Annotated in this window: 18 protein-coding genes; 5 read left to right on the top strand and 13 right to left on the bottom strand. The window is 58.5% G+C overall.

The genetic code is table 11. From position 1 onward, the window contains the following. Positions 1-4 precede the first annotated feature (4 nt). From uvrB to BM063_RS13825, 4 genes are all read right to left on the bottom strand, one after another. The gene (uvrB, locus tag BM063_RS13850) at positions 5-1987 is read right to left on the bottom strand and encodes an excinuclease ABC subunit UvrB (protein ID WP_092040213.1); all 1983 of its coding nucleotides are present in this window, start codon (positions 1985-1987) and stop codon (positions 5-7) included. 399 nt (positions 1988-2386) lie between these two features. Further along, positions 2387-2803 (bottom strand): VOC family protein, encoded by a 417-nt coding sequence (locus BM063_RS13840; protein ID WP_245752283.1) that lies wholly within the window; start codon positions 2801-2803, stop codon positions 2387-2389. A 356-nt stretch (positions 2804-3159) separates the two neighbouring features. Further along, the gene (locus tag BM063_RS13830) at positions 3160-4083 is read right to left on the bottom strand and encodes a cation diffusion facilitator family transporter (RefSeq protein ID WP_092040204.1); all 924 of its coding nucleotides are present in this window, start codon (positions 4081-4083) and stop codon (positions 3160-3162) included. Positions 4084-4177: 94 nt separating this feature from the next. Then, positions 4178-4486, bottom strand: a complete 309-nt coding sequence (locus BM063_RS13825) for an ArsR/SmtB family transcription factor (RefSeq protein ID WP_092040201.1) — start codon at positions 4484-4486, stop codon at positions 4178-4180. Positions 4487-4848: 362 nt separating this feature from the next. On the opposite strand from BM063_RS13825, the gene BM063_RS13820 reads away from it, so the two are divergent. The 3 genes from BM063_RS13820 to BM063_RS13810 all read left to right on the top strand — a co-directional run bounded on the left by BM063_RS13820 (position 4849) and on the right by BM063_RS13810 (position 6401). Then, a complete protein-coding gene (locus BM063_RS13820; protein ID WP_092040199.1) occupies positions 4849-5670 on the top strand; it encodes an undecaprenyl-diphosphate phosphatase in 822 nt (273 codons plus the stop codon). Positions 5671-5765: 95 nt separating this feature from the next. Further along, positions 5766-6134 (top strand): hypothetical protein, encoded by a 369-nt coding sequence (locus BM063_RS13815; protein ID WP_218154447.1) that lies wholly within the window; start codon positions 5766-5768, stop codon positions 6132-6134. A 12-nt stretch (positions 6135-6146) separates the two neighbouring features. Further along, positions 6147-6401, top strand: a complete 255-nt coding sequence (locus BM063_RS13810) for a hypothetical protein (protein WP_092040196.1) — start codon at positions 6147-6149, stop codon at positions 6399-6401. 57 nt (positions 6402-6458) lie between these two features. On the opposite strand, the gene BM063_RS13805 is transcribed toward BM063_RS13810, so the two are convergent. The 9 genes from BM063_RS13805 to BM063_RS13760 form a co-directional block, all read right to left on the bottom strand. Beyond that, entirely contained in the window at positions 6459-7916 is a 1458-nt protein-coding gene (locus tag BM063_RS13805) for a S41 family peptidase (RefSeq protein WP_177199171.1), read from the bottom strand. A gap of 332 nt (positions 7917-8248) precedes the next feature. Then, on the bottom strand, positions 8249-9334 hold the full coding sequence (locus tag BM063_RS13800) for a murein hydrolase activator EnvC family protein (RefSeq protein WP_177199170.1): 1086 nt from the start codon (positions 9332-9334) through the stop codon (positions 8249-8251). Positions 9335-9416: 82 nt separating this feature from the next. Further along, positions 9417-10472, bottom strand: coding sequence for a murein hydrolase activator EnvC family protein (locus BM063_RS13795; protein WP_092040191.1), 1056 nt, complete (start codon positions 10470-10472; stop codon positions 9417-9419). 48 nt (positions 10473-10520) lie between these two features. Beyond that, positions 10521-11654, bottom strand: coding sequence for a murein hydrolase activator EnvC family protein (locus BM063_RS13790; protein WP_092040189.1), 1134 nt, complete (start codon positions 11652-11654; stop codon positions 10521-10523). 94 nt (positions 11655-11748) lie between these two features. Continuing rightward, on the bottom strand, positions 11749-12645 hold the full coding sequence (gene ftsX / locus BM063_RS13785) for a permease-like cell division protein FtsX (RefSeq protein ID WP_092040186.1): 897 nt from the start codon (positions 12643-12645) through the stop codon (positions 11749-11751). Continuing rightward, positions 12635-13321, bottom strand: a complete 687-nt coding sequence (gene ftsE / locus BM063_RS13780; RefSeq protein ID WP_092040183.1) for a cell division ATP-binding protein FtsE — start codon at positions 13319-13321, stop codon at positions 12635-12637. Before ftsE ends, ftsX begins: the two co-directional genes overlap by 11 nt. Before the next feature lie 274 nt (positions 13322-13595). Then, positions 13596-15002 carry an argininosuccinate lyase gene (gene argH, locus BM063_RS13775; protein WP_092040181.1) on the bottom strand — a complete coding sequence of 469 codons (1407 nt, stop codon included), beginning with the start codon at positions 15000-15002 and terminating at the stop codon, positions 13596-13598. Beyond that, positions 14962-16209 carry an argininosuccinate synthase gene (locus BM063_RS13770; RefSeq protein ID WP_092040178.1) on the bottom strand — a complete coding sequence of 416 codons (1248 nt, stop codon included), beginning with the start codon at positions 16207-16209 and terminating at the stop codon, positions 14962-14964. The genes argH and BM063_RS13770 overlap by 41 nt, the downstream gene beginning before the upstream one ends. A gap of 412 nt (positions 16210-16621) precedes the next feature. Continuing rightward, positions 16622-16993: a hypothetical protein gene (locus BM063_RS13760; protein WP_092040172.1), complete on the bottom strand. Its 372-nt coding sequence runs from the start codon at positions 16991-16993 to the stop codon at positions 16622-16624. A gap of 301 nt (positions 16994-17294) precedes the next feature. Between BM063_RS13760 and BM063_RS13755 the strand changes: the two genes are divergently transcribed. After that, entirely contained in the window at positions 17295-18251 is a 957-nt protein-coding gene (locus tag BM063_RS13755; protein ID WP_092040278.1) for an aldo/keto reductase family protein, read from the top strand. Between the two features lie 1827 nt (positions 18252-20078). Next, positions 20079-20350, top strand: a 272-nt coding sequence (locus BM063_RS13745; RefSeq protein WP_143085366.1) for a transposase, incomplete at its 3' end; no start/stop codon positions are given.

Below are 20350 nucleotides of genomic sequence, written 5' to 3'. Positions count from 1 at the left end.
CGGTTCAAGCTCCTTCCGCCTTCAGCTCGATGATCATGTCCCGGAGCTCGGCGGCCCGCTCGAACTCCAGTTTCCGCGCCGCTTCCTTCATTTCCTTTTCGAGTTGGCTGATCAGCTGGCGGCGCTCCTTTTTGCCCATGCTGCGCACATCCAGGACTTTTCCGTAGGGGGCCTTCTCCTCCGCCACCTTGGTGGCTTCGATCACCTCGCGCACCGCCTTGCGGACGGTCTGCGGCGTGATGCCGTGCTTCTCATTGTAGGCCTGCTGGATCCGGCGCCGCCGCTCCGTCTCGTCGATGGCCTTGCGCATCGAATCGGTGATCGTGTCCGCGTACATGATCACCTCGCCATTGGCGTTGCGGGCGGCCCGCCCGATGGTCTGGATGAGGGAGCGCTCGGCCCGGAGAAAGCCTTCCTTGTCCGCATCCAGGATGGCCACCAGGGAAACTTCCGGCAAGTCCAACCCTTCCCGGAGGAGGTTGATCCCGACGAGCACGTCAAATTCGCCCAGCCGGAGATCCCGCAGAATCTGCATCCGCTCGATGGTCTTGATGTCCGAATGGAGGTAGCGGACGCGGATGCCCATTTCCTTGAGGTAATCGGTCAGGTCTTCCGCCATCTTCTTGGTCAGGGTGGTGATCAACACCCGCTCGTCCCGCTCGACGCGCTTGCGGATTTCGCCGATCAGGTCGTCGATCTGACCCCGGGTCGGGCGGACGTGCACCTTGGGATCCAGAAGCCCCGTCGGACGAATGATCTGCTCCACCACATCCGGCGCCTTCTCCAGCTCATAGGGCCCGGGAGTGGCGGAAACAAAGATAACCTGGTTGATCCGTTCCTCAAACTCCTCGAAGCGCAGGGGACGGTTGTCCAGGGCCGAGGGCAGGCGGAAACCGTGCTCCACCAGCACTTCCTTCCGGGAGCGGTCCCCGTTGTACATGGCGTGCAGCTGCGGGATGGTCACGTGGGACTCGTCGATGATCATCAGGTAGTCATCGGGGAAATAATCCAGCAGGGTGTAGGGGGGTTCCCCCGGCTTTTTGCCCACCAGGTGGCGGGAGTAGTTCTCGATCCCGGAACAGAACCCCATCTCCCGCATCATCTCCATGTCGTAGCGGGTCCGCTGCTCCAGCCGCTGCGCCTCCAGCAGCTTGCCCTGATCGCGCAGTTCCTTCAGCCGCTCCTCCAGCTCCGCTTCAATGTCCCGGAGGGCGCGGGCCATCACGTCGGGGGCGGTGACATAGTGGGAGGCGGGAAAGATGGCGACATGCTCCCGATCCCCGATAATTTCCCCCGTCAGCACGTCGATTTCCCGAATCCGCTCGATTTCATCGCCGAAAAACTCCACCCGGACCGCCTGCTCGCTCCGGGCCACCGGAAAGATCTCCAAAACGTCCCCGCGGACCCGGAAGGTCCCCCGAGTAAAATTGATGTCGTTGCGGGTGTACTGGATATCCACCAGCTTGCGCAGGATCTCGTTCCGCTCCCGCTCCATTCCGACCCGGAGGGAAAGCACCTGATCCCGGTACTCCTCCGGCGAACCCAGGCCGTAAATGCAGGACACGCTGGCGACGATGATCACATCCCGCCGCTCGAACAGGGCACTGGTCGCCGAGTGGCGCAGCTTGTCGATCTCGTCGTTGATCGACGCGTCCTTCTCGATGTAAGTATCCGTCTGCGGGACATAGGCTTCCGGTTGATAATAGTCGTAGTAGCTGACGAAATACTCCACCGCGTTGTGGGGGAAAAACTCCTTCAGCTCTCCGCACAGTTGGGCCGCCAGCGTCTTGTTGTGGGCGATCACCAGGGTCGGCTTGTTGACCCGGGCGATCGTGTGCGCGATCGTGAAAGTCTTCCCGGTTCCGGTCGCACCCAGGAGCGTCTGGTACCGCTTCCCGCTGAGCACCCCTCGGGTGAGCTCCTCAATCGCTTTGGGCTGGTCTCCCCGGGGTTCGAATTCGGACACCAGGCGAAAGCGCTGCTCCATCCCCGATCACCTCGAACTCATCATCTTATTCATTATATCACAGTTGCGGGACGGGCTTTTCGGTTCCATAATTTGACGGATATTCTTCTCTTCATTATCCCCTTGAAAAAACGCCTTTCAACAGGGGAGGCCGATTCCCGCACAAGGAAAGACCGTCGGGACGTTCGGCCGCCGTTTCGCTTTGCAAAATCCCTGCATTCATCTTAACAGATTTTCCATCGGAAAAGAACGCATGTTCGTGATTTCTGAAGACGAGGCCCCCCCAAGGGGAAGGACCGGATCCGCGCAGCGGAACCGGCGCTCGCCGGGAAACCGCCGGGGAACCGACAAAAAGACCCGCCATCGGGCGGGTCCCGGACCCACATTTGTCCGTGGATGAACAAAGGATTTGATGACCGCCTATGATGACGGTTCAAATTGAATGGGTTCGTTGATTTCGATGAGATGGCCGTCCGGATCTCTGAAATGGGCGACCCGAATCCCCCAGTCTTTCCGGTCGTGCGGTTCGTCAATGAACTGCACTCCCTTTTCCTTAAGGGATTGATATTGTTCGTCCACGCTTTCGACGCGAAAAATCAGGCACAGCTTGTCCATCGAATCGGAATCGAGGGGCAAATTGTCGGTGCCGATCGCTTTCGCCATGTGGGTGCGGGCAAACAGGGCGATGACGGCCCCTTCGCCCGTTTTGAAATCGGCGTACATCGACTTCTCGTCTCCCCAACCCACTTCAAAACCGAGTACATCGCGATAAAACCGAAAACACTCCTCATAATTTTTCACCAGCAGGCGGACATGCGTAAATTTCAGACAAACCACTCCTTCTTTGTTGAATGAAGAAGAACATCGATCCGCACATATATTCGACAGTCGAACGCATGTTCCCTTCCCCGGGAACAAAAAACTCCGTTCCGTCCCCGGGACCCGCTGAAATGACCTGGTGAAGCTTCCCGGATTTCGGATGATCGCCCGGGAAGGAGTTGAAAAATCCACGGCTGCCCCCGGCGGAGAAAGCCCGCTGCCGGAAACCGGCTTCCACTCCCCTTATTTCTCCCTCGACGTCCGCCGGAACGAGAAAAAAGCCACCCCGGAGGGGTGGATCGGCGGAAACCTCTTTGATTAAGGCCCCGCACGAGAGAAATCCCGAGGCGGCTCCATTTTTTCAGGGGCTTCCTTCACACCTCCATCTCCGGATGCTGGAGCTGGGACTTCTCCACCTGGATCGTCGTGTGCCGGATCTGGAACTTCTCCTCGATGCGGCGGATCGCCTCCTGTAGGATCGTCTGGCAGTCGCAATCGTCTTCGATCAGCAGGTGGCAGCTCAGCGAATCCAGCCCGGAGGTGATTGTCCAAATGTGCAAATCGTGCACATCCCGCACCCCCGGAATCGATCGAAGCGTCCTTCCCACTTCTTCATGATCGATCGTCGCCGGAGTTCCTTCCATCAGGATGTGCGTGGCCTGGTTGAGGATGCCCCATGCGCTTTTCAGGATCAGCAGCGCCACCAGTACGCTGACGAGGGGATCCGCCCAATACCAGGAAAACAGGAGCATCGCAATTCCTCCGATGATCGCCCCCGCCGACCCCAGGGCATCTCCGATCACATGGAGGTATGCGCTCCGCAGATTCACATTCCCCTCTACGTCCCCCTTGTGCACGAGGAACCAGGCGCTGGCCAGATTGGCCAGAAGGCCGACGGCGGCGATGGCCACCATCGCTTCGCCGGCCACCCGGGGCGGTTCCAGAAACCGCTCGACGGCCTCCCACACGATGAATCCCGCAATGATGAACAGCGTCGCGCCGTTGAAGAGGGCGGCGAGTATCTCAAAACGGTAAAAGCCGTATGTTTTTCGGGGTGAAGGGGGTTTGAGGGCGAACCACATGGCCGCCAGGCTCAGGGCGAGGGACCCGGCGTCGCTCAGCATGTGTCCGGCATCCGACAGCAGCGCCAGGCTGTTGGTGATCAATCCCCCGAAAAACTCCAAAAGCATGATTCCGACGGTGATGCTCAGGGCGATGACCAGTCCCTTTTTGTTCTCCTCCCGCCGGTGGCGGGCCTCAAGGTGGCCGTGTCCGTGATGATGGTGGTGATGATGCATGATGGACCTCCTTTAAGTGAAGGTGTGTCGGATGCCGGTCGAGAAGGGACCGACGGCATCGGCGAAGGGCCGTCGCCACTGACCGCCGGCACGCCTAGTCGTGCTGGACGTGCCGGATGGTCTGGAGCAGCATATGGATGACATGATCATCATCGCAGGAGTAATAAAAGGTGTGCCCCTCCCGGCGGTATTTCACGAGCCGCAGGGTGCGCAGCAGGGACAATTGGTGGGAAACGGCGGACTGGGACAAATCCAGCATCTCCGCCACCCGGGTCACCGAGCATTCCCCCCGGGACAGCAGATAAAGAATCCGGATCCGCGTCGGATCGGCCAAGGCTTTGAACAGCCTTGAGACTTCCTCCACCGTTTCCGGGGACAGGACGCTCTGCTCTTGGGCCGCCACTTTCCTCGCCCCTTTCTTTTATATATGAACACATGCGCATATAAGTTATTAACATTCTACCACAACGGTGTTATGCTTGTAACATCCAAATCCGGCCGGCGGGGAATGAGGGGGCGCAAGGTTTTCCTTGCCGCGGAGAATCGAAACGTGTTTCTTTCGGCCCGCGACAACATTTTTTCACCGTGCCGTCGAATCTCTCCACCCCTGACATCCGTTATCTCATGAAGGCGGGGGCCGACGGCGGCATCCGGTGCCGCGCAGGATTGATGCGGAAGAGATTATGCTCCGATATCTTGGCGATCCCGGTCTGCGATGCGCAGCGGACACAGCATGCACAGCCATCAAACGTTGGAGGGGATATCGTGGAGTTTTGGACGGAGATCCTCAAGTTTTTGTTTCTCGGATTGTTGCAAGGTTTCACCGAACCCATCCCCGTCTCTTCGAGCGGACACCTGATGCTCGCCCAGCACTTTCTGGGCGTTTCCGTCGAGGGGCACAAGCAGTTGGCCTTCGCCGTGCTGGTCAATTTTGCTTCCCTTTTGGCCGTGCTGTTGATCTACCGGCAGGATTTGCACCGCCTCGCCACCCGAACCCTCCGCTACCTCAAGGAGCGGAACCCCGGCGATGAAGGGGAGGCCCGGTTTGTCCTGTACATCGTGGTGGGTACGATTCCCGCGGCGGTGCTCGGCCTTCTGTTCAACGATCTGATCGAATCCTGGCTGACCGGCGTGACCGTCGTCGGGATCACCCTGATTATCACGGGATGCGCCCTGTGGGTGATCCGCAACCTGAAGGGAAAGAAGATGGACGGCGATCTGCGATTGGGCGACGCCCTGATCGTCGGCTTTGCGCAGGCTCTCGCCCTGATCCCGGGAATCAGCCGTTCCGGAGCCACGATCGTGGCCGGCATGCTGCGGGGAATGAACCAGGAAACCGCCCTCCGCTACTCGTTCATGCTTTACATCCCCGTCAGTCTGGGAGGTATCGTGTTGGAGGGGGATGACATCCTCCACGCGGTCACCGACGGAAAAACGCTTCTGCTCTACATCGTCGCCTTCATCGCCACCTTTGCCACCAGTTATTTTGCGCTGAAGTGGTTCATGAATGTGATGAGGCACGGCAATCTCAAGGTATTCTATATTTACTGCTTCATCGTGGGTTCCCTCGTCGTTCTCTTCGGTTGAACGCGGATGGGAAAGGGCGGGATCCGGCGCCCTGCGGCGCCCCGCCTTTTTTCGCCCGGACACGTCATCATCATGAAGGGGGAGAGAGTCGGTTCATGAACGTCCGTCACCTTCGGTGGTTTGCACCCTTTCTCGCCCTGATCCTGCTGCTTGCCGCCTGCACCGCTCCGGCCGTCGACGAGAAACCCCAATTCGCCAGCGAAAAACATCTGGACGATCATTACGTCAAACACGTGATCCGTCAGAAGGAATTTGGAAATATATCCAAGGAAGAGTATTTGCGCCGGGCCCAGGAACTGGTCACCTCCGAACCGGGGGGCGACATCCTGGTGAAACGGCGTTCCAACGGCGACCGGCTCTTCTACAATCAAAGAACCAATGAGTTCGCCGTGTTGACCGAAGACGGCATCATCCGCACCTTTTTCAAACCGAGGGATGGCATCGATTATTTCCGCAGGCAATGAGGAGGCGACGCCATGGCTCACCTCTGTCCCGTATGCGGCTTTGACGGATTGGAGGAACCTCCCTACGACGCGATGGGCAATCCATCCCATGAGATCTGCAGCTGTTGCGGCTTTGAATTCGGATTTGACGACCAAAGCCAGGGGGACAGCTTTTCGGACTACCGGAAAAAGTGGCTGGCTGAAGGGGCCAACTGGTTCGACCCGGCGCGCAAGCCCGAAAACTGGTCCCTGAAGGAGCAATTGCGACGAATCGGAGTGGAGCGGTGAAAGTCCACAAACGAACCCCCACACCCTGCCGGGTGTGGGGGTTTTCGGTTCGCGGAATCACTTCATTTGTTTCTTCAACACATCGATGGCCACCTGGAGCTGAATGTCGCTCTCGGGGTCGCGCAGCAACTCCAGAAACTCTTCCTGCAGCTTCAGCGCGGTTTTTTGATCCAATTGCCCGGTCACCGGAAGTTTGTTGGTTTTCTGGAATGCCTTGACGGCCAGTTCCGTCTGTTCGCTGAAATATCCGTCGGTTCGGCCCGGGGGATAGCCCATGCCCTCCAGGATCAGTTGCAGATTCCGCACCTCGGCGGAGGCCATGTCCCGCTTCAGGGGTTTTTCCGGCATCGGCGGGGTGGCGCGGGCATAAGCCGGGGGTTTGGCGGTCACATCGGGTTTGAGTCCCTTGGTTCCCCCCTTCTGGTCGATCCAGTTCCCCTTGGGCGTGAGCCATTTGGCCATGGTCAGCTTCAGGTTGCTGCCGTCGTTGAAATCTTTCGCGGTCTGCACCGTCCCTTTCCCGAAGGTGGTTTGGCCGACGAGGGTGTATCCCCCCGACTCCTTCAGCGCGGCGGCCAGAATTTCCGAGGCGCTGGCGCTTCCCTTGTCGATCAGCACAACGATGGGATAGGGCTTCGGCTCCTTCCGCTTCGACTTGTACTCCACCCGATGGCCCCGTTTGTCCTCGGTGAACATGATCGGCTTCTCGCCGGGAATCAGATCTTCGGCGATTTCCAACACCGCCGGCAACAAACCGCCCGGATTGCCCCGCAGATCGATGATCAGACCCTTCATCCCCCGGCCTTCCAACTCCTCCAGGGCTTCGGCGAAGTCTTTGGCCGTATCCTCCGCAAACTGGCTGATCTCAATTTTTCCGATGCCGTCCTTCAGCATCTGCGCATCGACAGTTTCAATCGGGATCTCATCGCGGATCACCGTGATGTGCAGTATCTCCGAATGGCCCGGCCGGACCACTTCCAGCTTCGCCTTCGTTCCCTTGGGGCCGCGGATTTTCATCACCGCTTCATTGAGGCTCATCCCCTCCAGGCTGACGCCGTTCACCTTGATCACCTGGTCTTCCGGACGAAGGCCCGCCTTTTCGGCCGGAGATCCCTTGAAGGGGGCCACGATGGTGACCCGCCCGTTCTTCATCGTCACCTCCGCCCCGATCCCCTCAAAGGAAGATTCGAGGGTGGAGTGAAACTGCTTTGCCGTCTCGGGATCCATGTAGACGGAATAGGGATCATCCAGGGCTTCCACCATCCCGCTGATCGCCCCGTCGATCAATTTTTGGTCATCTACGTCCCGGATGTATTCCTGCTTGATCATCCTGTACGCCCGCTGCAACTTTTGCAGGCCATCCTCCAGACCGTCCCCCTGTTTGGAGGCCGGAATGCTTACGGGAAGGATCGATGCGATCGAATCGCTCGCGCCGAACGCCGCAGCCGTCAGCAAGCTGCTGCACAAAACGGAGAAGACGATGAGAAGCGCCACCGTGCGACCGCGGATATACATGAAAACACCACCCTTTAAACCGCCTGTTACGGTTGGAGATGAGGGAACATCCAAAACGGAGCGTTTCAATGGAAACAGGGTGCGGGCATCACTCCGGCTTTATTTCCTCGGAACGAAAGGCCCTCCGATTTTTGAAACACTTCTTCGAAAACGCCGCCGATCCCGATGTAATTCCAGTATACGTTCCCCCCGGGCAGACAAGAACCGGCAAGGTAAAAGGTCCCGTCCACCCGATTTGTTTCGTCCTTATAGCAACACTCTAGCAAAACAGCCTTTGGAACACAAGGGAACCAAAAAAGGAAAAGGCCGGAATCGGCCCTTAAAATCCCCTTTTACTTTTTGAGATACGACATCGGATTGACCGCTTGACCGTTTTTGCCGATCCGCACTTCAAAATGCAGGTGATTTCCCGTGGACATGCCGTAGCTTCCGATTCCCGAAATATGTTGTCCCCGCTTCACCTCGTCCCCAGGCTGGACGCGCACCTGGTGCGGATAGCTGTGGGCATACCAAGTATACAGGGGCGTTCCGTCCTTGTTTCCGTGATAGATGACGATGATCCAGCCGTAACCCACGCTCGAACGGCTTTCCACCACCACGCCGGAGGCGGCGGCGTAAATCGGGGTGTTGTAGCTCCCCCCGATATCGATGCCGGAGTGCATTCGGTATCCGCCTCTCACCGGATGGGATCTCATCCCGAAAGTGGAAGTCACCCGTTTGCTGGCAGACGGCCATGACAGCGGACCGCCCTCATAGGGGAAAGACAGCTGGTTATTTTGGATCAGCCTCAAGTTGATGCGCCGAATCTCCGCCTCCTTGATGGACTCCAGGCTTTCCAGTTCGGCGAGCTCTCCCTTTTTCTCCTTCACGGCTTGGAGCATCTCTTTATAGGCCTTTTCCGCATCGGCCGCGACTTTTTCCTGTTCCTTGCGAAGGGCCTGCAGCTGTTTCACCTGTTTTTCCTTTTTCTCGCGCAGACGCGCGTAACTGTCAAACAGGCTGTGGTCCCGTTTGGCGATCAGCCGGATCGATTCGAAACGGGCGAGAAACTCCCCGAAGGATTTGGATTCCAGCAAGGAAACCATGTAACCGACTTCGCCCTGCTGGTACAGCTTGCGGATCCGGTTTTTGAAAATTTTCTTGTACTTTTCCTCTTCCTTCTTTATCTCTTCCATGTTTTCTTCGATCACGGCGATTTCCTTGTCGATCCGGATCATTTCCTTTTCCGCTTTTCGAATCGCATCCCGGTTATTTTTGATGTCTTCGTCCAGCTTGTCCAGATCCTTCTTGATGGAGCTTTTGTCCTCCTGGATTTTTTCCAGCTCTTGTTTCACCCGATCCTTCTCGTTGGCGTGCACCAGACCCGCCGTCGTGATCGTGAGACAAACGGCGAGGATCACCGTGAATACCTGCTTCATGATACTCTCCCCACTGTCGGTTTGCCGTTTCATCGAGCCTTCACCCCTGCGCGGAACACCGGGACGCCCCGAACGCTTGGACTCAGTAGTAGTTCATCGGATTTTGCGGGCTGCCGTTTTTGCGCACTTCGAAATGCAGGTGGGGACCGGTGGATCGTCCGTTGTTTCCGATGGAGGCGATGCGCTGTCCCTTGCTGACGCGTTGGCCGGTCGACACCAGGACGGTGCTGCTGTACATGTGGCCGTAGACGGTGGTCAATCCGCTGCCGTGGTCGATGACGATCACCCAGCCATAGCCGCTGGCGGGGCGGCTTTCCTTGACGATTCCGGATGCGGCGGCGTAGATCGGGTCGCCCAGGTTTCCGTCGATGTCAATCCCGTAGTGATATCTGCCACCCCGAGGTCCGTAGGGGGAGTTGATCCTCCGGCTGTTGGCGGGCCATGCCAAGGGCCCCCCGCCATAGGCGAAGTTGCCCGTATTGGAGGTGAGGTAGGTGATGCGTTGGATCTCCGCTTCCTTCAGCTCTTCCTCGTGCTCCAGCTTGGCCAGCTCCTTCTCGTGTTTCTTCATCGTGCTGGCCAGTTTGTCGTATTTCTTCTTCACTTTATCGCGCTTCTCTTTCTGTTCCTCCTGCAGCGCCGTCAGCTTCCGCTTCTCGCTCTCGAATTTTTCCTTGGTTTTGAAGTAGCCCTCCAGCACCGAGTGATCCTGTTTCACCAAGAGGCGCAGGGCCTCGAACTTGTCGAGGAACTCCCGGAAGGAATCGGCCTCCAGAAGCGCCGTCATGTACCCCATTTCACCCCTCTGGTACATCCGGCGAATCCGGTTTTTGAAGAGCTCCTCCCGCTTCCCGAGCTGATCCTTCAGAAGGTCCAATTCCTTTTCGATCTTGTCGATCTTTTTCTCGGTGTCGTACAGGTCCTTCTCCAGCTCGTTCAATGTCTTTTTCTGCTTTTCGATGTCCTTTTTCACTTTTTCCAGTTTTTCTTGAACATCCTTTTTATCCTTCCGGATATTCTTCAATTCCTCTTTCGCCTTTTCCACCTTGTTGTCAGCCCATACCCAGCCGTCGGGCAGAGGGGTGGTGATCAGTGCCAGGCTGAAAACAAGCAGGATGGTCAACCACGTCCGCTTCATTCCATCCTCTCCCCGGTTTCACATTCTGTTCGCCAGACGAAGATTCGCTCAACGGAAATAGGGTTTCGGGTCCACGGTGCGGCCATCCTTGATGACCTCCAGGTGAAGATGGGGACCGGTCGACTGCCCGTTGTTCCCCACCGCCGCGATGATCTGCCCCCGTTTTACGGACTGGCCGACACGGACGGTCACGTCCTGCGGGTAAACATGGGCGTAGAGGGTGGACAGCCCTCCGTGATCGATGACCACAATGTAGCCGTAACCGCTGGCGGGGCGCGATTCAATCACCTTCCCCTCCGCCACGGCCCGGATCGGCGTTCCGAGCGGCGCGCCGATGTCGATCCCTTCGTGCAGCTTGTACGCGCCCGTCACGGGATTCCGCCGATAGCCGTATTCGGAGGTGAGGATTCCCCCCTTTACCGGCCAGAGAAATTTGCCGTCCTTTGCTTCGGAGTGCCCGCCCTTTTCCCTTTCGGCGGATTCCTTCGTTTTCCGGGCGATCAACCGATGGAGTTCCTGCCGTTCCCGCTCGTTGATCTCCTCCAGGTGCTCCTGCCGCCTTTCCAGGTCGGCCAGCTGCTTTTCATACTGCTTGTACTCTTTGACCAAACGCTTATGCAGCCGCCCGGCTTCCTCCGCCAGCCGCTTCCGTTCCTCCAGATCCCGTTCGATCGAAGCCTTTTCCGCTTCCACCCGCTTTTGATCCTCTCTGTGGGCATCCAGAAGCTTTTGATCCGCCCGGATCAGCTTCCGGACCAGATCGAGCCGGGTCAAAAAATCCCCGAAGGAATCGGAGTCCAAAAGGGTTTCCAGATAAAACATCTCCCCCCGCTGGTACAGGAAGCGGAGCCGGTTTTTCAACAGGACCTCCCGTTCCTCGATCCGCTTCTCCAACTCCCGCAGGCGCCGCTCGCTCTTCTTCAATTTCTGTTCGGTCCGGTACACCTGTTCATTCAGCGTCGTCAGGCGGCTCTTCATGTCATTCAACTGCTTCATCAATTCCTGCTTTTCCTCAAGGGTCAGCTTTTTTTCCCTTTCAATCTGGAGGATTTGTCTGTCCCGCTCCTTGATGGCCTCTTTTTTCTCCTCGATGTCCGCCTCCTTCGTTTCGGCGAACGCCGCGGGCAGCGCCGCAGAGAGGAAGAGCAGGGAGCACAGGACAACATGAAGAGCCCGCCTCACGCCAACCCCTCCTTGCAGGCAACGGCATTTCCAGGAATGGGAATGCTCCCGCCCCCTTCTTGTCTGAATTTTCCATCCTTTGAAGGGAGGTGGATCAAACCTTCAGGAAACGACGGATCGAGATCACGCTTCCCCAAACCCCGATCAACACGCCGAGGAAGGTGGTCAACAGCGCAACATACAGGGAAAGGGGCATCATGGGCAACATTTTGATAAAGCTGTACTGACTGCCGTCCGTCAGAACATTCAAGGCGGCTTTGTAGAAAGCGAGCACAATGATCACCGGAAAGACGGCTCCCAGCATTCCGATGAGCGCCCCCTCGATGAAGAAGGGCCAGCGAATGAACCAGTTGCTCGCTCCGACCAGGCGCATGATCTCGATTTCGCGGCGGCGGGCGAAAATGGTCAGCTTAATCGTGTTGGAGATGAGGAACGCCGCCAGCACCGCCAGCCCGAGACCGAAGACCAACACCACGTTGCGGACCAGGCTGGAGAAATCCAGCAACTTGTCCGTCACGCCGTCGCCGTGATCCTCATCCTCAATCATGTTGTGGGCCTTGATCTTCTTGGCCAGCTCCTCGATCCCCTGGGGATTCTGCGGAACAATCACCAGAGTGTCCGGCAGGGGGTTTTCCTCCCCTTCCAACCCCTCCAGGATCTTGCTGTCCTCTCCCAACTGGGCCTTCAATTGCTGCAGCCCTTGCTGTTTGGAGACGAAGGTCACCGATTTTACCGCCGGGTCCTGTTCGATCTGCTTTTGCAGCTGCTCGATGTCGTCGGCGGAAGCCCCCGGCACGATCGACGCGCGGATGGCCACCTGCTGGTCCAATTCCTTGGCGAGATAGTTGATGTTGAAGGCGAAAACGAGGAAAAAGCCGAAGATGAGCAGGGTGACGGCGACGGCGCTGACCGCCGCAAAGGTCATCCACGTGTTGCGCCGGAGACTTTTGAAGGCCTCCCGCGCATGCCGAAACATCGTGTCAATCTTCATAACCGTATTCCCCCTGCTCCTCGTCGCGGACGATCACGCCGTTCTCGATGGCGATGACCCGCTTGCGGATCGTGTTGACGATCTCCTTGTTGTGGGTCGCCATCACGACAGTGGTTCCCCGGGCGTTGATCTCCTCCAGCAGGTACATGATGTCCCAGGAGTTTTCCGGATCGAGGTTTCCGGTGGGCTCGTCCGCGATCAAAAAGCCCGGATTGTTGACGATCGCCCTGGCGATGGAGACCCGCTGCTGTTCTCCCCCCGACAGCTGGGAGGGAAGTGCATCCATCCGATCCGCCAATCCCACCAGCTCCAAGACCTCTTCGACCCGGCTGCGGATCTTGCGGCGCGGAGCTTCGATGGCTTCCATGGCGAAGGCGACGTTTTCGTAGGCTGTCAAGTGGGGAAGCAGTTTGAAGTCCTGGAAAACCACCCCGATCTTCCGGCGCAGATAGGGAATCTTCCAATCCCGCACCCGTTTGACATTCACCCCGTTGATCAGGATGACGCCGCTGGAAGGTTTTTCTTCGCGGTACATCAGCTTGATGAAGGTGCTTTTTCCGGCGCCGCTGGGACCGACCACATAACAGAACTCTCCCTGTTCAATCCGCACGTCGATTCCCCGAAGCGCCTCCACACCGTTGGGATATACCTTCCAGACATCGTGCATTTCGATCACGCTATCACCTTCCGCACAGAGTCTTCAAGCATTTATAGTGATCGATCCATGGACAGGCGAATATCGAAGATCGGGTCTGGCCCCCCACGATCGTCGGGCCGTCGGGGCTTCCGAGGATTCCCGCCCGTTTCCCCGAGCCCCGAAGTTCACATTCTATTATAGCATCTGATCTTCATTTTCCCAGAGTTTCATTTGAAAAAGATTGAATTGAAACGAAACAGAAAGAAACCCCATCATCGGAATGACAGGGATTTCTTCCTGGCCGATTTCATCATTATCTATTAACGGTGGAAGCCCAACGGAAAGTTTCAGCGACCATCCGCTTTTTTTCAGCGAGGGTTTCGAGGACGGCCTCCCGGGCCGTTCCTCCGGGGATGTTGCGGGACTCCACCACGTGCTCCGGAGACAGCACCCGGTGGATGTCCGCCTCAACGAGGGGGGTAAAGCGGCGGAACTCTTCGAGGGAGCATTGGCCGAGGGTCTTTCCGTTTTGGAGGCAGTACAGAACCATCCTCCCCACCACTTCGTGGGCCTCGCGGAAGGGAAGTCCCTTTTTTACCAGATAGTCCGCGAAATCGGTGGCATTGGCAAAGCCGGCCTCCGCGCTTTTCCTCATCTTCTCCCCGTTCACCTTCATCGACTCCAGCATCGGAGCCATCAGCCGGAGGGAGCCCGTGAGGGTGTTGACGGTGTCGAAGAGGCCCTCCTTGTCCTCCTGCATGTCCTTGTTGTAGGCGAGAGGCAGGGCCTTGAGGGTGGTGAGAAGGGCCATCAGGTGGCCGAACACCCGGCCGGCCTTGCCCCGGATCAGTTCGGGAACGTCCGGGTTTTTCTTCTGGGGCATCATGCTGCTTCCCGTGCAGAAGGCATCATCCAGTTCAATGTAACCGAACTCTTCGCTGGACCAGAGAATCAGTTCCTCCGACAGCCGGGAGAGGTGAACCATGATCAGGGAAGCGGCGGCGAGGAATTCCACGAGAAAATCCCGGTCGCTCACGGCATCCATGCTGTTGTCGTAGATGCGGTCGAAACCCAGCTCCTCGGCGACCATCCGTCGGTCGATGGGAAAGGTGGTGCCGGCAATGGCTCCGGCGCCCAAGGGAGAAGTGTTGACCCGCTTGTAGCTGTCCATCAGCCGCTCGGCATCCCGCTGAAACATGGACACATAGGCCAGCAGGTGGTGGGCGAGCCGCACCGGCTGCGCCCGCTGCAGGTGGGTGTATCCCGGAAGAAGGGTGTCCACGTGCCGTTCCGCCTGGTCCACCAGGACCTGTTGCAGCCGGGCCAGGAGCTCCACGATCTCCACGGTGCGCGCCCGGACGTACAGGTGCATGTCGAGGGCCACCTGGTCGTTGCGGCTTCGCCCCGTGTGCAGCTTGCCGCCGAGGGGGCCGATTTCCTCGATCAGCAGCTTTTCAATGTTCATGTGGATGTCTTCGTGCTCGACGGAAAAAACAATCTCGCCGGCCCGCACCCGGTCGCGGATTCTGGCGAGTCCCCCGATGATTTTCTCCGACTCCTCCGGAGTGAGAATGCCGCAGGCGCCCAGCATGCGGGCGTGGGCCATGCTGCCGCGGATGTCCTCCTCAAAAAGAAGGTGATCAAAGCCGATGGAGGCCGTAAACTCCTCCACCAGCCGGTCAGTTTTCTTGGTAAACCTTCCGCCCCACAGTTTCTTCACCGGCCTCCTCCTTTCCCCGGTTGACCTGGGCGTACACCTGCGTCGGCAGCCCCCAGAGCTTGATGAAGCCCACGGCCGCCTGGTGATCAAAGGTGTCCTCCGGCGTATAAGTGGCCAGCTTTTCATTGTACAGGGAATGGCTTGATTTGCGCCCGGTCACCGTGGCATGCCCCTTGAACAGGCGGACCCGCACGGTTCCGGTCACCGTTTTCTGGGATTCCTCGACAAAGGCATCCAGGGCCTTCTTCAGGGGGGAATACCAAAGCCCCTCGTACACCAGCCGCGCCCATTGCTGTTCCACCACCGGCTTGAAATGGGCCATCTCCCGGGGCTGCGTGAGGAATTCCAGTTCGCGGTGGGCGGCGAGCAGGGTCATCGCCGCGGGACATTCGTACACTTCCCGGGACTTGATGCCCACCAGCCGGTCCTCCACGTGATCGATCCGGCCGACGCCGTGTTCCCCGGCAATCCGGTTGAGACGGGAAATCAGCTCGTGCAGGGGCAGCCTTTCCCCGTCCAGGGCGACCGGCACCCCCTGCTCGAAATCGATCGTCACTTCCGCCGGCTCATCCGGCGTCTCCTGCAGGGACTTCGTCCACTCGTAGGCCTCCTCCGGAGGCGCGTTCCAGGGATCTTCCAGCACTCCGCACTCGATGCTTCTCCCCCACAGGTTTTGGTCGATGCTGAAAGGATTGTCCAGATCGACGGGGATGGGAATGCCGTGCCGCTTGGCGTAGGCGATCTCCTCTTCCCGGGACATGGCCCACTCGCGAACGGGAGCCAGCACCTTCAGGCCCGGATGGAGGGCGCTGACGGAAACATCGAAACGTACCTGGTCGTTCCCTTTCCCGGTGCAGCCGTGGGCCACGGCCACGGCCCCCTCTTCCCGGGCCACTTCCACCAGCACGCGGGCGATGAGGGGGCGCGACAGGGCCGACACCAGCGGATATTTCCCCTCATACAGGGCGTTCGCCCGAAGGGCGGGGAGCAGGTATTCCCGGGCAAACCGCTCCCGCACGTCCAGAACCACCGACTTGACGGCCCCCACCTTCAGCGCCTTCTGCCGGATGAACTCCAAATCCTTGCCTTCCCCCACGTCCATGGAAACGGCGATCACATCCATGTCGTAATGTTCCTGCAACCACTTGATGGCCACCGATGTATCCAATCCGCCCGAATAGGCGAGCACCACTTTCCCTTTGCTCACAACCGGCTCTCCCCTTTATAAAAATTCATTTATACGCATCATTATACGTACCCGCCGCGAAAAAGTCCACCCTTTTTTCGCGCGATTCAAGCAGAAACAAACGGAAAAAAGCGCCATTTTCAGGCCCCTCCGCGCCGGCCGACGCCCTTTTCGGCAACGAAACGCATCGTAAGAGATGCACGGATTTCCTTTGCGGGCGCGCGGAAAGGCCGCAATCCCCCTGTAAGGCCATGACGAAAAATCGGGGATTTGAATGGATGCGTCGGTTTCCTCAGGCGGAAATTTCACGCCATCTGCCGCTTCACGGCCGTATTCCGCCGGGAAACATGAACGGGCGCGGATGCAGCGCCAGCCGGGCCCCCAAACCGCGCGGACAGCCTCCCTTCAACTCGCTGCACCCGGCCGGAAAGGCCTATCCGCCCTGAATGCGCCTGTCTCTGATCATCTGCTTTCCGCCCCTGCCTGGTGGATTCCCTGCTTCTTCGGCAAGCGGCGGACCGAATGAAGCGGCACCGGGGATTGTTCGGCCAGGCCCCGCCTTCCCGCCGGAAATGAACGGAATCGCCCGAACACGACGCACCGCTTTTCCCATCTTCCTTGAATCGATCCCCGCGGGAAGCCGGATCCTGCCCGCCCGTTCCATCACCTGGGGCAATCCGGCGATGGCGCCGATCAAAAGCGCTCCCACAGACACCCCGACGCGGGCCAGCACCAGGCGCCGATCCCGCTCATCGTAGCGGTGCTTGGCCGGGGTTTCCCCCGTCTCCGTTGCGGCCGTCGACATAAAAGTCACTCTCCTTTTACATAAATCATTCCCTGCATGAGATGGCGGAACCGCAATACTCGTGGCAAAGAACCAGATACTTCCCGGGTTTGTCAAAGGCGCAGGTTTGCTCGGTGATGAGTCTTGGCTCCACCATCATGTTCACCGTCGTTCAGCCTGCGACTGATGATTTCCTCGCCAAAAGCCCGCGGCGCTTTAAAGATTCCCCCTTTGGAGACGTCCCGAATTTAAAGCAACCTTATTATTATGTATACTAAAATTGCGGGAACCGAAATTGAAAGAAAGGTGGGGGATGATTCGCATGAAATACCGCCGTCTGGGAAAAAGCGGTGTGAAGGTTTCGGAGATCGCGCTCGGCAGCTGGCTGACCTACGGGACGGTGACCGAGAAGGAGCAGGCGATCGCCTGCGTCAAACAGGCGTATGATCTGGGCATCAACCATTTTGACTGCGCCAATGTGTACGGAAGCGTTCCCCACGCCGCGGAGGAAGTGCTGGGGGAAGCCCTCGCCCCGTATCCCCGGGAGAGCTACATCCTGACGACCAAGGCCTTCTGGCCCGTGGGCGACGGGGTAAACGACCGCGGACTGAGCCGCAAACACATCATTTCCGAAGTGGAAAAAAGCCTGCGCGCCCTGGGCGTCGACTATGTGGACATCTTCTACTGCCACCGGTACGACCCGGAAACGGATCTGGAGGAGACACTGCGCGCCATCGATGATCTGATCACCCAGGGCAAGATTTTGTACGCCGGGTTCAGCGAGTGGCCCGCCCACAAAATCGCCGAAGGCGTCCGGCTGCAGAAGGAGCTGGGACTTCACAAATTCGTCGCCAGCCAGCCCGTCTACAACATGTTCAACCGCTACATCGAACGGGAAGTGATTCCCCTCTGCGATGAGGCGGGCATCGGACAAGTCGTCTTCTCGCCGTTGGCCCAGGGGGTGCTGACCGGGAAGTACAAAAGGGGGCAGCAGCCGCCCGCCGGATCCCGGGCAGCGACGGACCAGGTCAAAAAGTTTGTGGAGCGCTATTTGACCGACGAAAATCTGGCCCGGGTGGAACAACTGGAGGGCGTGGCCAAGGAACTGGGAATCACCCTTCCCCAGCTGGCCCTCGCCTGGGTGCTCCGTCTCCCGTCGATCAGCAGCGCTCTGATCGGCGCCAGCCGTCCGGAGCAGATCGTGGAAAACGTCAAGGCAATCGATGTAAAGCTGGACGAGTCGGTTCTGGAGAAAATCGAGGAAATCCTGAAATCGTAACGATTCGGCGCCGCCGCGGGGATGATCCTTTGATCATCCCCCTTTTTTTGGCAAGGCGATGAGACGAGGCGATCTTCGGCCATGAAACGGCGACTTGCCCATCATCCCGGCGGCGATCCGGTCCCGGTCCGACCAACGCCGGCACTTCCCGTCATCCGGCGATGGTATCCGCCGGAGGGATCACCGCGGCGGGACCGCAACGAAACGGACCATCGGCCGTCTTTGCGAACAGTATGCGCCCGGATAAAGGGGTGAGAAGGAACAATCCTCCCCTGCCGACAATCCCGTTCCTTTGATGTGATCAAACGGAATCGCAGGCTTTATCCCGCCTCCCTTCCATATCCGCGATTGCGGGCCCACCGCCGGCTCCGTTCGCCACCTCCCCGCCCGCCAACTTTCCGGGGGCCCCACTCTATCCTATGCCCGATTGTTCCCCGCAAGGATCGTCGCCGGCCATTCCGGCTCCATCCTGCCCGCGCAAATGCGATGATCCGTTTTTACCCGATGAATATTGCGAGGCTCGGCTGTACAAGAAAATCGCCCGGTTCAATGTGTGAGGACGGGGGATTGCTGTTTCCGAACCGACGGGGAACCGGGATGGGATTGGGATGAGAAAGAGGAAATGCATGCCGCCGAGATTCTAAATGGCGGGGGATCCCGGACCGGAAGGGGGTTGCCCATGCAGCACCCGTGTTTGAAGAGGAGCTTCAAAAAACTTTTTGTGGTTCCCATGCCGTCTGGCGCTAACAAATCTCATGCCCGAAACATCGTTTTTGAACTGGAGAGCGTGACCTCCTTTTTTGCCTCCGTTTCCGTCCCGATTCGTTGGACCATGAATGTGATGAAGACCTCCTCGCCGGCTCCTTCTCCGAACACCGGATCCACGGAATGTGACGGTATCCCGGGTCAAGCGCACCACAGGGGACAACATGGGGACTTCGCGGCATCCGGGAAAGAGTTTGCCTGTTTGACCATCGACGGCCGTGTGCTTTACTTTGTTTCGGGGACGGGGACGCAGCTTTGGGGAACAACCGGTGGACGGGAAAGAATCTATGCCACCGGCCCGCCTCCGGACGGGGACAAGCGTCGGTGGGGACGGACGGGGAGCTTGAGGTGATCGAGTAAGAATGCAAGGAGGAACTTCCCGGCTTGTTGCAAGGAGGGCTGAAAAGCCGCATTGCAGGGCATCGATCCGAAGCGACAAACGGAGGACATCCCCTTCCCGCGCCTCGCCGTCTGCCCGGTTGACGGCGGAATGGTTGCCGTCTCGGCCGGCGGCCGGTGCGTGGTTTTTTCGGTGTGGGTCCTGTAGGCCGACGCACCGGACCTACAGCGATGAGTGAAATCCGGTCGCGGGTTGCCGCTGGATGCGTGGGGGCCCTCTTTCCTTCGGACGGCGGGGGTTCTCCCGCTGCAGGGGATATCCCGGGGACGATGGCCATGCCGGCCGTGCCGGCACTGACAACCACGTGCGAGGGGGGAATCGCCCCTGCGGGGGCCGCCCGGGGCATCCGGCAAAGACCGGTGCCGGATGCGCCCCTCGGACGGGCTTGCGGGTACGCCGCCTGATCGGACTGCCGTGTGCCCGGACGAAAATCGACGCGGAACGGGCGGGCACTCCGGCGGCTATCCGGGGAGAGCGCTTTTGAACCTCTTTCTGTTTCATTTCTCCGCTTCAGGGATCTCCGAAAATCCTGCGCGGTTTCGTAGCCCGAAAAGGGAGGGCCCCGCGGCAGCAAAAAATCCACCCCTTGGTATTTGAAGTGCACCCCTTAAAGTAGACACAGGAAAACACCCCTGTGAAAATTACTTTAAGGGGTGATTTTCGTGGCAAGAAAAGGACAGAAATTCAAGACATATAGCTTTGAACTGAAAAAGAAGGCAGTGGAAATGAGGCTTCAGGGCATTCCCAAGGCAAAGATTGCTGAAGAGCTGGGGATTCAAGATGTGGGGCGATTAAAGATCTGGATGCGGAAATACCGGGAACAGGGCAATTTTGGGCTAATGGAGCACAGAGGGAGGCGGAAAGAGTACAAGGACCTGGAACGGGAAGTCAAAAGGCTGCGACTGGAGAATGATGTCCTAAAAAAGTGGCTGGA

This window comes from Planifilum fulgidum, from assembly GCF_900113175.1.
GTDB classification, from domain to species: Bacteria; Bacillota; Bacilli; order Thermoactinomycetales; family DSM-44946; genus Planifilum; species Planifilum fulgidum.
Note: the sequence above shows the minus strand (reverse complement) of the source record. Positions and strands in the feature narration are given on the sequence as shown.